Below are 13,397 nucleotides of genomic sequence, written 5' to 3' on the forward strand. Positions count from 1 at the left end.
GGTTCGTTCCCTGCCCTATTCTTAGGTTTTCTAGAAGAAAAATCTAATGATTCTTGAATTCCGAGCGCTTAGAAGCTGGTGACGCAATTCATCCGCCCGCTAAAGCGGGCAGGGTTCTTGCGGCGCTCGGACTAAATAATTACTTTAATCTCCTTATCATATACAACTTTTTTTACGCTATGCATCTGGACCAAATCGCGCTCTATTGGCTTGAATTTCTCAGGCATTGTCAACTCTTTGACTTCTGCTTTTAATGATTGTCCTGCATCTTTTTTCGCTTTCCATATCGCGCTGTTAAGTTCAATAATATCTGCGGTTGAGAAAGAAACCTGCGTTGCCGCTTTTGTCGGCTCCGGGAATTTTTCTGCGTGTATGTCGCCTTCTGCAAGTTCGCTGTAAATCTTATCTGTGATAAACGGCACAATCGGCGCAAGCAATTTCATTGATTCGAAAAGTACGTGATGCAGCGTGTAAAGCGCGGCGTTTCTTTCTTTTTCAGTATATGCGCCCTTTTCATTATACGCGCGATTCTTAACCATCTCAAGATAATGTGATGAAAATATTTCCCAGACAAAGTTCTTGATTCGCATCGCAGGATTATGAAAGTCGTATTCTTCATAGCTCTTTTTTGTAGATTCGATTAGCGCGTTAAGTTCGCCCAAAATCCAGTAATCAATAGGCTGCAGCTCGGAATCTTTCAATTTTGCTTTTGGAAATGACGAAATGAAGCGGCTCGCATTCCAGAGCTTTATCAGGAATTTGTTTCCGGATTCTATCCGCGGAAACGAGCACATGATGTCTGTGGAGTGGATGTTGCCTTCAAGCGCGCACCACAGCCTGAATGACTCTGCGCCGTATTTCTCAATGACTTCCTGCGGGTTTATGACATTGCCAAGGGATTTTGACATTTTATTGCCTTTCTCATCAGTTACGTGGTAATGTATCCATACATCGCGGAAAATTGGCTCGCCTAAAAGCTGGTGGCATCGCAGAAGTGTGTAATATAGCCATGTTCGGACAATTTCGCGTCCCTGCGGCCTGATTGTGACTGGCTTGTACTTTGCGAAAAACTTCGGCTTGTCGGTATAGTGCATGATGTAAAGCGGCGAGATTGAGGAGTCAAACCACGTGTCAAAGACGCGCGTCTCCCCAGCAAATTCCTTTGAATCGCATTTGGGGTTAGGGCACTTTTGTACCGGAGCAGCGTCCTTCCACGGCCGGTAATACGGGCCCTTTTCAGGCACAATAGTTTCTCCGCATTTTTTGCAATACCAGAGCGGGATTTCAGTAGCATAATACCTGCGCCTTGACACTGCCCAGTCCATTGAGATAGCGTCAATCCAGTCAAGCAGAATCTGCCTGCTTTGAGGGGCATAAAAATTGAGTTTCATAGCGATTTTTCGCATGTCTTCCTTGAACTCAAGCTGGCGGATGTATATTTCTTTCATCGCCACGAATTCTATCGGCGTCTTTGAGCGCTCGCAAATCGGCGTCCTGTGGCTTGAATTTATCTGCTTTTCAATCAGGTTTTTTGCCTGCATTTCCTCAATTATTTTTTTGCGCGCCTCCTTCACTTTCAGCCCTGCGAGAAAGCCAGCGTTTTCATTCATTTTGCCGTCAATGCCTATAGAATATATCGGCTCAAGCTTTTCATCGCGAAAAAATCTTATGTCGTTGGAATCGCCGAAAGAGCACATCATAACAAGCCCGCTTCCTGCATCAAGTTTCGCATACGGGTGAGCTTTTATCGGCACTTCTTTTCCATAAATCGGCGTTATTGCGGTCTTGCCAACAAGGTCTTTGTAGCGCGCATCCTCCGGGTTGAAAATAACCATCGCGCACGAGCAGATTAATTCGGGTCGCGTGGTTGCGATTATTATCTCCTCTCCGGTTTCCTTGACTTTGAATTTCACATAATTAAAAGTTATTTCCTCTTCCTTGTAGTCGATTTCTGAGTCCGCTATTGTTGTCCTGCATTGCGGGCAGTAGTTGTTGACTTTTTTGTCCTCGTATACAAGACCCTTTTTCCAGATGTCGATAAATGTCGCCTGTGTAAGCGCGCGGTATTCCGGCGAATCCGTATAATATACGTCGCCGATATTGTTTCGAGCTTTGCTCGAAAGCTTCGAGCCATCGGCGAGATGATTTCCGAGTTCCCATGAGCAGAACGAATGCCCGAGTTTGTAGAATGTATCAACTGATGCCATGCTGAACTCTTCGAGAAGCTTTTCGCAGTATTCTATGAATTTTTCGCGGCCGACAACAGTTGGAATCACGTTGAATTTCTTTTCTGCCGCCACTTCTATCGGAAGTCCGTTGCGGTCAAGCCCTAGCGGAAATATGACCTCGTGTCCGGTCATGCGTTTAAAACGCGCGAACATATCCATCAGCGTGTAAACTGTTGCGTGGCCTATGTGCACCGGTGCGTTGATGTATGGCGGCGGCGTGTCTATTGAGAAAACCGGCTTTTTGGTGTTTTCGTTGAAAGCGTAGCGCTTTGTCTCTCGCCATTTCTTTCGAATAGGCTCTTCCATTTCCTTTGACCATGTCTTCTCTTTCAGAGGCATAAAATTCACAGAACAAATATAGAATCAATCTGCAAATTATTGATGGGAAAATGATTTAAAGCTATAAAAGCGGATTCCCCCCTCAATTCGCGAGCTATTAATGTTTGATTATTCCGTATTCAGTGATTACCTATATATACATAATCAAACAAAATAAAAATCATGTCTGATTTTGTCAAAGTTCTCGCGGCAGGCGTAACGCTCATCATTTTCGCGCTCCTTATATCCGGCTCTTCTATGTTTGAAGAAGAGGGAATTGCTTCTAACAACATAACTTTGTTCTCCCAAAATATTGTCGGGCAAATCGGTTCTGTGCAGGAGACTTTCAGGCGCATTTCTTTTGGCTCGTTTTCAGTCGGGCAGACTCTAGGTGAAGAAACCACAAACAATCTAAGCGACGCAATAATAGAAAATGGATGGTTCAGGGAGCATTCCGAGTCATTCCAGTTTTCGGGAAGCGGCGCGGTTGGCGCGTATATGACATTTACAGTAGCTGATATGAACAAGTACGGCAGCCTTCAGATTTATTTTAACGACAGAAAAGTTTATGATAACATCACTGCAAAGGGAGATTACCGAATTCAGATAACTTTACCGGAAGCGACAAACACTATTGAGATAAAAGCGACATCATCTGCTGAGAAATTCTGGGCTCCGACAACGTACATTCTAAAAGACATAAAGCTTGTTGTGAAGCGATATGGTGAGCAGGAGTACGTAGTGCCGTTTACAGTTTATGATTATGAAGCTGTCGGATGGAGCACAGGCCGCCTCTTATTCGGAGTTGACGATGCGACAATTGCTGGCGATCTTGCAGTCAATGTGAATGGGCAGGAAGTGTACCGCGACAGGCCTATTTCAAGGAGCACAATACACCAAAAGGATTTCACGCGCGAAAAAGCCCAGATACATGCAGGCGAAAATACACTTCGTTTCAGGACTGAGAAAGATGCAACATACGATTTGTCAAATGTCGAGCTTTTGATGTTCTTCTTTACCGGAAGCGAAAGCGTTACAAAGAAAATCTATTTCAGCATGGGCGACGGCCAGCTCGCCCTCTACAAGGCGCAAAATTCGACAGGCAGGATAACATTTGATGTTGACGCGGTTTATCTTGACCGCGGAATCACAGTTATGGTCAACAACAAGCCGATTGAGCTGTCAAAAGTTGAAAGCGAAGGAGGCTTCAAAGAGAATTATGTCAATTTCGACCTCAAGGACCTGCGCTCCGGAAGAAACACAATAGAATTCAAGACGCGCGGCTCGTACAGCTTATCAAATATAAGGGTGCTTTCAATCGTGCCTGTGGATGAAAACGATCCGTAGGCAGTATAAATATGATTAATTAAGTTTTTGCGTCTTCTTTAAGTGCTTCTTTCATCTTCAGCGCGTCTTCTTCAAGTTTCGGGCTTTCGCATATGATTGTCATATCCAGCTTGCGCCGCAGAATTTCGCGCGCCAATGACGCAAATTGCGGGTTTCCGATAGGTTCGTGGCTGCGCTCGTTTCCCTTGCCTTCTGAAACAATCGAGTAATTGATGCCCGAGAAATGGCAGTGAAGATGAGGAGTGAAAACGCGGCAGAGCGTAGTATCCGCGATTGAATGACGATGAGGAGCGACATCGCGATAAGTCGTCGCATCCGCGATGGAGCGACGATGTTTGTATTCTTTCGCTGCGTCAAGCACTTTTCCGTAATCTATATGCCCTGCCTGCCTTGCGTAGATGTGCGCGAAATCGATAACTGGCGCGCATTCTTTTATGTCTCTGCACAGCTCAATTATTTCATCAAGCGTGCCGAATTGGCTCGACTTTCCGCTTGTCTCAAGGCCAAGAATTATGTTCCAGCTTTCTTTTCTGATTTTTTCAGCAAGTTCGATGCATGCGTCGCGTATCATCCCGATTGAAGCCGCAGCATTTTTCCCGTAAAATCCCGCATGCACCACAACTATTTTCGCGCCCATTGCTTCGCCGCGCTCGAGCGAATCAAGAACGCGCTGTTTGCTTTCTGCAATTGTCTGCGCTTTTTCGCTTGCAAGATTGATGAAATACGGCGCGTGCACCGAAAGGTCGATTCCGTGCTCAATTGCCGCAGTGCCGACTTTTTTTGCGGTTTCATTCGACATATGGACGCCGCGCACGAATTCGACTTCCAACGCCTTGAGACCGAGTTCTCGGACGCGTGAGATTCCGGAAATAGTGTCGCGTTTTGTTGCAGAGATTGGAACTCCGGCAGTGCCGAATTTTACTGTCGCGCCCATGGGAAAGAATTGGATGGCTTAGAATAAATAGCCGTCGCCTAAATCCTGCGCTACAGAAGTTTTTTATAGTAAAGAGGCATTACTTCGCGGTCAACTGTGAATTTATACATCGTGCTATTGCTTGTGTTTCGGTACTCTTTTTTTAAGTCAGGCAGTACGCCCATATAGTATAATAAAGGTAGGTTGACTTGCGATATTAAATTTGGAAAAGAAACTTTTGCGGCCATAGCTATACGATCCGATGATGTGTATTCAGTTTCATGGCCGTGTTTGTATATGCACTTAAGGATACTCAATTGCCTTTGTGATACATTTCCTGTGAAAAGCTTCCATATGCGCTGAAAGCTATCTTCACCCGCATTCAGTTGCTTTGCAATCTCTTTGAGATCTATGTCCTCCATACGTGTAAGGATATCATCGCGCTTTTCAGGAGTCATTTTTTCTACATTATATGTTTCCAAAAGATATTTTTTAAATTTTTCATCAAGTACGTTTTTCATAATCTGTGCTTCGAATTAAATATTTAATAATGTTTTGATTTGCCAATATCTGGATTTCGCAACTCTTTTAAAACTAATTGTTTATATTATTTATCTATGCCACAAAAGCGCGACTATTACGAAGTTCTGGGCGTCAAACGCGGCGCAACAGATGAGGAGATAAAGAAAGCATACCGCATACACGCAAGAAAATTTCACCCGGATGTAAATCCCGGAAACAAGACTGCTGAAGAGAGTTTCAAGGAAGTCAACGAGGCTTTTGAAGTCCTGAAAGACCCGCAGAAACGCACGCAGTACGACCAGTTCGGCCACGCTCCCTTTGCAGGCGGCGGTGCAGGAGCCGGTGCTGGAGGATTCAGGGGATTTGGCGGAGGCGGTGCCGGCTTTGAGAATTTTGAGGACATTTTTTCAAGTTTCGGTTTTGGCGACATATTTGACGTTTTCACAGGCGGACGAAAAAGGGGCGGAAGGCGCGGCGGTCCAGTGGATGGCGCTGACCTTCGATTTGACCTGAATATTACGCTTGACGAGGCTTTCAGCGGCGCCGTCAAAAAAATCAATATTCCGCGATTCGAAAAATGCCCGACATGCAAAGGCTCCGGTGTAAAGCCGGGAACAACGCTTAAAGACTGTTCAAAATGCGGCGGACGCGGAGAAGTCCAGGCAGTGCAGCGGACGCCGTTCGGCCAGTTTGTCAGTATCAGGGCATGCGACAAATGTGGTGGAGAAGGAAAGGTTGCGGAGGCGCTATGCCCTGAATGCGCCGGCGCGAAACGGGTGGAGAAGACGCGCACAATTGACATAAAAATCCCTGCAGGAGTAGGCACTGGCTCGCATCTAAGGGTTGAAGGAATGGGCGAGGAAGGCACAAACGGCGGATATTCCGGCGACCTTTATATTATTCTGCATGTTGATTCACATCCTATTTTTGACAGGTACGAGAACGACATTTACGCAAAGACATCTATAAGCATACCGCAGGCTGTTTTTGGCGCAGAAGTCGAAGTTCCGGCAATCAAAGGCAAGGTCAAGCTTCGCATTCCCCAAGGAACGCAGAGCCATACGATTTTCAGGGTTAAGGGCCAGGGAATGCCGGATATCAGGACTGGCAAGCGCGGCGACCTGCTTATCCGCATTATCGTAAACATTCCGGCAAAAGTGTCAGGAAAAGAAAAGGAGATTCTTGAAGAATACGCCAAAATTGCAAAAGGAGAGGGCGCGAAAGTGGAAAAGGGTTTCTTTGACCGATTCAAAGAGTATATTTGAGGTCGAAATATGCCAAGACTGCTTATATATGTTATGACTTCCGATAAAGGTAAAGCGCCGAAAATTGAAGACGACATTTGTATCTTATGTGGATGCAAAAAGAGAAGCATAGAAAAGCATGCAGAAGTCGGCGATTGGATTATAGGTATAGGTGGCAAAAAACTCTGTAATGGGATATACGACAGAAAGCTGATTTATGCCATGAAAGTCGAAAGTTGTAACCCACCCACATCAAAACATTTTACCCATTATGGTGATAAGGCAATTTCTATCAATGATTTTAATGAGATTACTGAAGTAAAAAGAACAAAATATATCCGTAATAACCCCGATACATACCAAAGATTTGATAAGCTTATGAACAGCCAGCCACGAGGCAAGATTGGCTCTTATTGTTGTAGAATACCCTGCAAATATGGCTTTGAAGAAAAAGAGGCATTATGAGATTTAGGAGCAAAGCCATCATTCTATAAATCTTTATTAACAATCCGCGCTAACATAATCTAGTAAATGTGGTGATTGTTATGCGCAAAATTCTCCTTGAAAAAATCAAAAAAGCTTTCAGAACAGAGAAAAACGTATTATTTGCTTACGTTTACGGAAGCTTTGGAAGAGGGGAAAAGGATTACAGCGACATTGATTTAGCAGTATTTCTCAAGAAAATACCGAAAAACAGCGCGCCTTATGAAGCAAAACTCGGACAAAAGCTTGAAAAAGAAACAGGAAAGCCGGTTGAAGTAAGGATTATGAATTCAATGCCGCTGCTTTTGAAATCGCGCGTATTCAAGGAAGGAAAAACAGTATTTTCAAGAAATAAGAAGGCGCGCGTCAGTTTTGAAACCGCATTAATGAGCCGTTATCTTGATTTTTCATATATTATGCAAGAATACGACCAAAGGAGGCTTGAACGGTATGGCATTGGATAAATCGCTTGTAAATCTTAGAATCGATGTAATAGAAAGGAATCTGAAAGAAATAAAAAGCATTCTTGATGAAGGCGAGGAAAAATTCCTTAAAACCTATAGAACCACATTGGCCGGAAGGCATGCGCTTCTTGAGTCTATTGAGGCTTGTATTGACATTGGAAATCATATAATCGCAAGCATTGGACTAAGGAGACCCGAGGATTACAAAGACGTATTTTCTATCTTAGAGGAAAACCGCGTTATTTCAAGAAATCTTTCGGAACGATTGCAAAAGATGGCAAGTTTCAGGAATCTTTTAGTGCATTATTACACGAAAGTTGATGATAAGGCTGTTTTTTCCATTATGCGCGAGGATATCAAAGACATCACAGAGTTTGTGAGAACAATACTGAAGTTTATGGCTGAAAAAGCGTAATTGTTCTAATTAAACCCTCATCTCCTGCTCACAATAAAGGCACTTTAGGCGCGCAGGCCTTTTTTCAATAACACTGAATTCGCTTGCCACGTCAGGTTCCCTGTTTGAGACGCAAGCGGGATTATTGCATTTTGCAATCCCTTTCAGGCTTTTCGGAAGGTCTGCTTTTTCCTTTTTCATCACCTCAAAATCGCGGATAGTGACAATAGTTGCATCAGGGCTCACAAGCGCGACATGGCTGTATTCCGGCGGCGCCAAGTATTTGTCTTCAATTCTTAAGACATCCTTTTTTCCCATGCGCGTGCTGGATACATTCACCGCAAGTATGACTGTCCTTCCTTCGATTCCTTTTAGCGCGCGCAAGACTTCTGCACCTCGTCCGGCAACTATATGGTCAATCACTGTGCCGTTCTTTATTTTTTCAACGCGGAGTGTCTTTTCATTCATTATTTCACCGAACCCAATAGAAGCGCAATCAGCGCCATTCTTACAGGAAGCCCATATGCAGCCTGTTTGAAATAGACTGCCCGCGGGTCATTATCTACCTCGTACGCAATTTCGTCCACGCGCGGCAGGGGGTGCATCAATATCATGTCCTTTTTTCCAAGAGCCATTATTTTATTGTCAATTATGTTGCGGCCCTTTACATCGAAATATTCTTTTTCCGAGCCGAAGCGCTCTTTCTGTATCCGCGTTGCATAAAGCACATCAAGCTCTGGCACTACTTTTTCAATTTCTTCATGTTCAAAAACATCAATATTCTTTACAGCAAGCTGGTTTTGTACATATTCCGGCATTTTCAGCTGACTGGGCGAAATGCAGTAAATCTTGACTTTCGGGAAAAGCGATAGCGCATATGCAAGCGAGTGTACTGTTCGTCCGTATTTTAAGTCGCCGAAAAGGCCGATTTTAAGCCCTTCTATGGTTCCCTTTTCCTTCAATATCGTGAACATGTCAAGCAATGTCTGGGTCGGGTGCTGGTGGCCTCCGTCGCCTCCGTTTATCACAGGAGCATCCGATGCGTTGGCAGCAACCCGTGCCGCGCCTTCTGAAGGATGGCGCATGGCGATTATGTCGGAATAAGAAGCAGCCATGCGTATTGTGTCTGAGAGCACCTCACCCTTTTTGGCTGATGTGACTTGAGAGTCAGCGAATCCTATGACGCTTCCGCCAAGCCTATACATCGCGCTTTCAAAAGACATGCGCGTCCTTGTGCTGGGCTCAAAAAACAGGTTTGCAAGGATTCTGCCTTTGCAGATGTCAGAACTTTGCTTAGCCAAAGGAAGCATCTTTTCTGAAACAGAAAATATCTTGTCTAGGTCCACTTTAGTCAAATCTTCAATAGAAATTATGTCGCGTCCTTCCAGGTTCATACATATCAAAAATTATTGGACTGAAATCTATTTAAGCGAAAGAATCACAACTAAATATCGGTGCTGTTGCACAATTCGCAGAGCACATACACCTTAGCGTTATCTGCAAAGCTAAAACCGAGTCATTCAAAATTCTTGCGTTCAACGCTAAGATTTGAGCAAGAATTTTGGCATATATAAATTAAATCTTATGCAACAGCGCCCTAAATATCTGATTTCTATGACAAAACCCATAAAATCAGTGCCAAATCTCTCAAAAACGGATTTTTTAAAGGTACTGAAAATGGTTCCTACCATAGTTGTTGAAGTGATTGTTAAAGATGAAAACGGCATATTGCTTGGAAAACGCAATACCGAGCCTTTTCGCGGTATGTCATGAAACCTTCGGTTTCAAGCTTTTCAGCCTCTATCGAGTCTGAAAATGGCACCTTACAGGCGGATTTGTGCATTACAATGAGAAACTGTCTGATGCTGTGAAGCGAGTGGCAAAACGTGAAGTAGGCGCCGACATAGAAATCGTAAAGATGCTTGGCGTCTACGAATACATAAACGACGACCCGCGCGGGCATATAATCGCGCTTGCGCATATTGTAAAGATTGCCGGTGGAAAAGCTGCGCCGACACCGGATAACACTGAACTGAAATATTTCAGACGCGCGCCAGATGATATGATTCCCTATCAGAAGAAGATTTTTAACGATGCGTTAAAAAGCTGAGAACTCACGTAGTGAGTGAACAGATTTTCAGCGACGCGCTGAAAAGCTGAGAGTGAAACGAACAGATTTTCAGCGATGCTATGAAAGCATAGCGTTATTCAATCCCCACAACAGTTAATTCTTTCACGCTTGCGCCTATTCCAAGAATCCCTGAGACCGAAGGCTTAGTCCTTCCTTCGTCGCTTGTAACCAGTTCTTTGACATAAAGTCCAGCTTCTGTTTCGACTTCAATTTCCAGAGTCTTGGGATTCAGGAGCTTCGCTTTTATTGAAAGCACCTTGCGCCTTCGGATGATATCCGCGCGTCTGTGAACCACTCTTTGCGGAGTCCGTTGCGATATTGTTGTTTTCAGTTTGCTCAGTTCCTTCAAATCCTTTGCAGCAACCGGCTTTTCAAGAGAAACTATAATTTTATATGTTTTATGCGCCTTCTTTTCCTTCACTTGCACAATCTCTGCAATGCTTGCGATTTTTAATGCAGAAACCTGTACTTTTTTCGCATCAGATGCCTTAAATTTTATCTTTTTCAGGTCGATTTTCCTGATTCTCGGTTCAAGTATTTCGATTACAAACTCTCTCCAATCAAGGCAAAGTACATCAGCATCTTCTCGTCCGGCTCCGTGAAATCGCGTTCCAGTGCCTTTAGTCAGCTTCAGGAACGGCTCGGCAATTATTTCCTGGACGCTGGTTTTGGCAAGCCTGCCGGTCCAGTTGCAGTTGTCGCATCCGACTCCACGGCATCGAGGGCAGTACCAAGTGGTTTGCGGAATCTTCGCAAGCTTCTTGTATTTGCCTCGAAAGCATATTGGATTAAGCGTTACTTCTATAGCATTCTTTTCAAGATTCAGAAGCAAGACAATGTCCGGATTTTTCAAGTCTACTTCTTTTTTAAGGTCGTAGGATAGTTGTTTTCCAACTGCGCGGCTTATTTCTGTTTTTATTGATTCGCAATAATCTATTCCGCTGGCTTCCCAAAGTTTTTCTTCATTATCATGAAGCTTCTTTGACAAAGTGACTCCAATATGAAACGTTTCGAATTCAATTCCTTTAAGTTCCTCTATTGCTCTTTTTGTGATTTCGCCGGTTTTTTCAAATAGGCATCCGCAAATCCAGCATGGCTTCGTTTCTGTAATTTCTGCTTTTTTCGGCGCCTTAAGAATCCTGAATTTGATGGTCTCGAAGTTTTCATTGAACTGGGTTTCACCCCTTTCCGCAGACATTGCAAGAACGGTGCGTATTGCGCATCCGCGTTCCTTGTTTGTATATCCTGAAAGAAGCTGGCCGAACTGCCTTCCGAGGCAATTGTCGCACAAGCAGCCGGTTTTAAGCACTTTTTCAGCAATCTCGATAATTCGCATGCGCTATTGTTGCAGAAGAATCATTAAAAAGATATTGCGATTTATGCCTGTTTTTTCTGCGATTCCATCGTGTATAGGACGCGCACAAGCTCGCCTTCATTTTCGATAACTGTGGGTATATTTTCTTCAGATATTTTTTGCCTTAATGTATTGAAATAGCTCAAAAGGTCCTTTTCAGAATAGAATGACAGCATTGTGAATAACATTCGAGTTACAATATCTGCGCCGTATTTCTTGCAGAATGGCATCATGTTTGATACAAACACGAAAAGCCGTATATCGTCAAATATTGTGGAGCCAGAACTCTTTATTGTGCTAAGGTCATTCCTGTAAAGCTTTTTTAAGAGAACTCTGTCGAAAAGGATTGTGTGATTATGTTCTATGAACTTTTGCATTGCGGGCATTTTTTCTATTATGAAGCTGTTAAGCGACCAGCCGCTTTGGTCTGTGAGTTTGTGTTTCTCAAGCACATACGATGGTATCCAATCGAATTTGGCTGTCGGACCTTTTTTCCCATTTTGCATATATCCTTGTTCAATCATGTTCTTCAAGAGGGATTTTCCAAGCCCTTTTTCTTTATGATATAGGTAGTTTGTCGTGATTTTCCATTCTTCCTGTATTTTGAACAGGGATGTTCCTTCAGGATCTCCTGCGCATTCAAGCCAAATAAGCCAAAAGTTGCTGTATTCAAAAAGCTTTTTCATAACGATCTCCTTTACATAAGGTATCTTTATACTATTCTTTTTTTAATGCGTTTAAGCCACGTAGGTACTAAAGTACTACAAGGCTGCTGACGCTGATTTTAAATCAAAATCAGATGGCATGGTTATATTTAGTACGAATGTACTATATATCCTTTCATTTTGCAAAATTTTTGAAATTTAGGGGGTATTTCTGGGCACGGGCAAAAAAGTTTTGGCCAAAAAACATTTATGAAAATAAGTGGTATGTTTATAATAGTACATCAGTACCTTAAAGCTTTATATGCTCTGATAAGCATATATTCTTTACTTATTAATAATATTTTTATCTAAGAAGAGAGTAAGGGATTTAATAGGAGATTTAAGGGGATAAAACATGAAATCTAAAATGGGATTTTGTTATTTGACAGTATTTGCTGTTTTGGCTTTTCTGATTACTGCACAGGCTGCAATCGCAGCTACGACAAATAATACTGTTACGGTTAATATTAACATTTCCTCTGTTGGCGCAATAGTCGTTCTTCCAAATTCGCTTTCATGGACAACCGGTGAATTAGGTTCTATTAATCCTGGTGCTGATTCAGCAGTCAGCAATCTTATAATCAAGAACACCGGTTCGGTTAATGTGAGCAGCATATATATGAATGCAAGCACAGTTGGTGACGAACCTTCTAATCCGCTTCAGACCGCAGATGCTGCCTATTATTCAGCAGCTGGTTTGGTGATGGTAAAAAACGCTACAGATACGTCATTTTATCATGCAGGGCGCCTTGAGTGGAATCTTTCAACAGTTCTTACTGATGAAACACTAAATTTAGCTGGAACTACTGGAAAATTCTCACATGGCTGGTACCGGAATGCTTCAGGTAATGAGTATCTCTGGAAGCTTGAAAACGGAACAAATGGCTTTTGCAATAACACGGCTACGACCTTTGCAATTAAGGTAATTCCTGAAAATCAGACAACTATGAACAGAAATTTAGCTGCTGGATTGTCTGCCTGTAGTGCAGTCACAACAGGAACTGATTGGGGTGTATTCACATGTACTGATGGGCCTCTTGCAGATCAATGCGTTGCAGCCGCATCTACATGCGATAAAATATACATTTATAAATATTATGCCACGTTGGCCGATTATCCAACTTGTACAAATAGCGATTATTTGAGACGGGCTAATATAGTGCCCGGCGATGAAGCAGCATTTTCTGTTAAGGCTTCGGTACCAAAAGGAACGCCTGCAGGAGATGCTGTAACAGGAACTCTGACAATAATCGCAACCTACTAAATAATGACTGAACGGCCGGTCCTCCCAAAGA

At 43.2% G+C, this 13,397-nt stretch carries 15 protein-coding genes; 8 read left to right on the plus strand and 7 right to left on the minus strand.

Features of this window, described 5'->3' with window-relative positions:
• Window positions 1-131: 131 nt before the first annotated feature.
• Window positions 132-2,567 carry a valine--tRNA ligase gene (locus KKB09_07465; protein MBU4301024.1) on the minus strand — a complete coding sequence of 812 codons (2,436 nt, stop codon included), beginning with the start codon at window positions 2,565-2,567 and terminating at the stop codon, window positions 132-134.
• Window positions 2,568-2,729: 162 nt separating this feature from the next.
• On the opposite strand from KKB09_07465, the gene KKB09_07470 reads away from it, so the two are divergent.
• Window positions 2,730-3,893: a hypothetical protein gene (locus tag KKB09_07470; protein ID MBU4301025.1), complete on the plus strand. Its 1,164-nt coding sequence runs from the start codon at window positions 2,730-2,732 to the stop codon at window positions 3,891-3,893.
• A gap of 19 nt (window positions 3,894-3,912) precedes the next feature.
• Here KKB09_07470 and KKB09_07475 read toward each other — a convergent pair whose 3' ends face one another.
• Entirely contained in the window at window positions 3,913-4,827 is a 915-nt protein-coding gene (locus KKB09_07475) for a TIM barrel protein (GenBank protein ID MBU4301026.1), read from the minus strand.
• Window positions 4,828-4,877: 50 nt separating this feature from the next.
• Window positions 4,878-5,327, minus strand: coding sequence for a hypothetical protein (locus KKB09_07480; protein ID MBU4301027.1), 450 nt, complete (start codon window positions 5,325-5,327; stop codon window positions 4,878-4,880).
• 96 nt (window positions 5,328-5,423) lie between these two features.
• Between KKB09_07480 and dnaJ the strand changes: the two genes are divergently transcribed.
• The 4 genes from dnaJ to KKB09_07500 all read left to right on the plus strand — a co-directional run bounded on the left by dnaJ (window position 5,424) and on the right by KKB09_07500 (window position 7,934).
• Entirely contained in the window at window positions 5,424-6,593 is a 1,170-nt protein-coding gene (gene dnaJ / locus KKB09_07485) for a molecular chaperone DnaJ (GenBank protein ID MBU4301028.1), read from the plus strand.
• A gap of 9 nt (window positions 6,594-6,602) precedes the next feature.
• Complete coding sequence (locus tag KKB09_07490) at window positions 6,603-7,037, plus strand: hypothetical protein (GenBank protein ID MBU4301029.1); 435 nt, start codon at window positions 6,603-6,605, stop codon at window positions 7,035-7,037.
• 80 nt (window positions 7,038-7,117) lie between these two features.
• Complete coding sequence (locus KKB09_07495; protein MBU4301030.1) at window positions 7,118-7,519, plus strand: nucleotidyltransferase domain-containing protein; 402 nt, start codon at window positions 7,118-7,120, stop codon at window positions 7,517-7,519.
• A complete protein-coding gene (locus KKB09_07500; GenBank protein MBU4301031.1) occupies window positions 7,506-7,934 on the plus strand; it encodes a DUF86 domain-containing protein in 429 nt (142 codons plus the stop codon). Before KKB09_07495 ends, KKB09_07500 begins: the two co-directional genes overlap by 14 nt.
• A gap of 9 nt (window positions 7,935-7,943) precedes the next feature.
• Here the strand turns inward: KKB09_07500 and KKB09_07505 are convergent, their stop codons facing one another.
• Both KKB09_07505 and pyrB read right to left on the minus strand, forming a co-directional pair.
• Entirely contained in the window at window positions 7,944-8,381 is a 438-nt protein-coding gene (locus KKB09_07505; protein ID MBU4301032.1) for an aspartate carbamoyltransferase regulatory subunit, read from the minus strand.
• On the minus strand, window positions 8,381-9,307 hold the full coding sequence (pyrB, locus tag KKB09_07510) for an aspartate carbamoyltransferase (GenBank protein ID MBU4301033.1): 927 nt from the start codon (window positions 9,305-9,307) through the stop codon (window positions 8,381-8,383). The genes KKB09_07505 and pyrB overlap by 1 nt, the downstream gene beginning before the upstream one ends.
• Window positions 9,308-9,497: 190 nt before the next feature.
• Here pyrB and KKB09_07515 point away from each other — a divergent pair, with 190 nt between their 5' ends.
• Both KKB09_07515 and KKB09_07520 read left to right on the plus strand, forming a co-directional pair.
• Window positions 9,498-9,686, plus strand: coding sequence for a hypothetical protein (locus KKB09_07515; GenBank protein ID MBU4301034.1), 189 nt, complete (start codon window positions 9,498-9,500; stop codon window positions 9,684-9,686).
• Between the two features lie 64 nt (window positions 9,687-9,750).
• The gene (locus KKB09_07520) at window positions 9,751-10,023 is read left to right on the plus strand and encodes a hypothetical protein (GenBank protein MBU4301035.1); all 273 of its coding nucleotides are present in this window, start codon (window positions 9,751-9,753) and stop codon (window positions 10,021-10,023) included.
• 94 nt (window positions 10,024-10,117) lie between these two features.
• Here the strand turns inward: KKB09_07520 and KKB09_07525 are convergent, their stop codons facing one another.
• On the minus strand, window positions 10,118-11,380 hold the full coding sequence (locus KKB09_07525; protein ID MBU4301036.1) for a tRNA pseudouridine(54/55) synthase Pus10: 1,263 nt from the start codon (window positions 11,378-11,380) through the stop codon (window positions 10,118-10,120).
• Between the two features lie 41 nt (window positions 11,381-11,421).
• Window positions 11,422-12,084 carry a hypothetical protein gene (locus tag KKB09_07530; GenBank protein MBU4301037.1) on the minus strand — a complete coding sequence of 221 codons (663 nt, stop codon included), beginning with the start codon at window positions 12,082-12,084 and terminating at the stop codon, window positions 11,422-11,424.
• A gap of 373 nt (window positions 12,085-12,457) precedes the next feature.
• Here KKB09_07530 and KKB09_07535 point away from each other — a divergent pair, with 373 nt between their 5' ends.
• Window positions 12,458-13,366 (plus strand): hypothetical protein, encoded by a 909-nt coding sequence (locus KKB09_07535; protein ID MBU4301038.1) that lies wholly within the window; start codon window positions 12,458-12,460, stop codon window positions 13,364-13,366.
• The last annotated feature ends 31 nt before the right edge of the window (window positions 13,367-13,397 follow it).

It is taken from the genome of Nanoarchaeota archaeon (assembly GCA_018897155.1).
In the GTDB taxonomy this organism is placed as follows: domain Archaea; phylum EX4484-52; class EX4484-52; order EX4484-52; family LFW-46; genus LFW-46.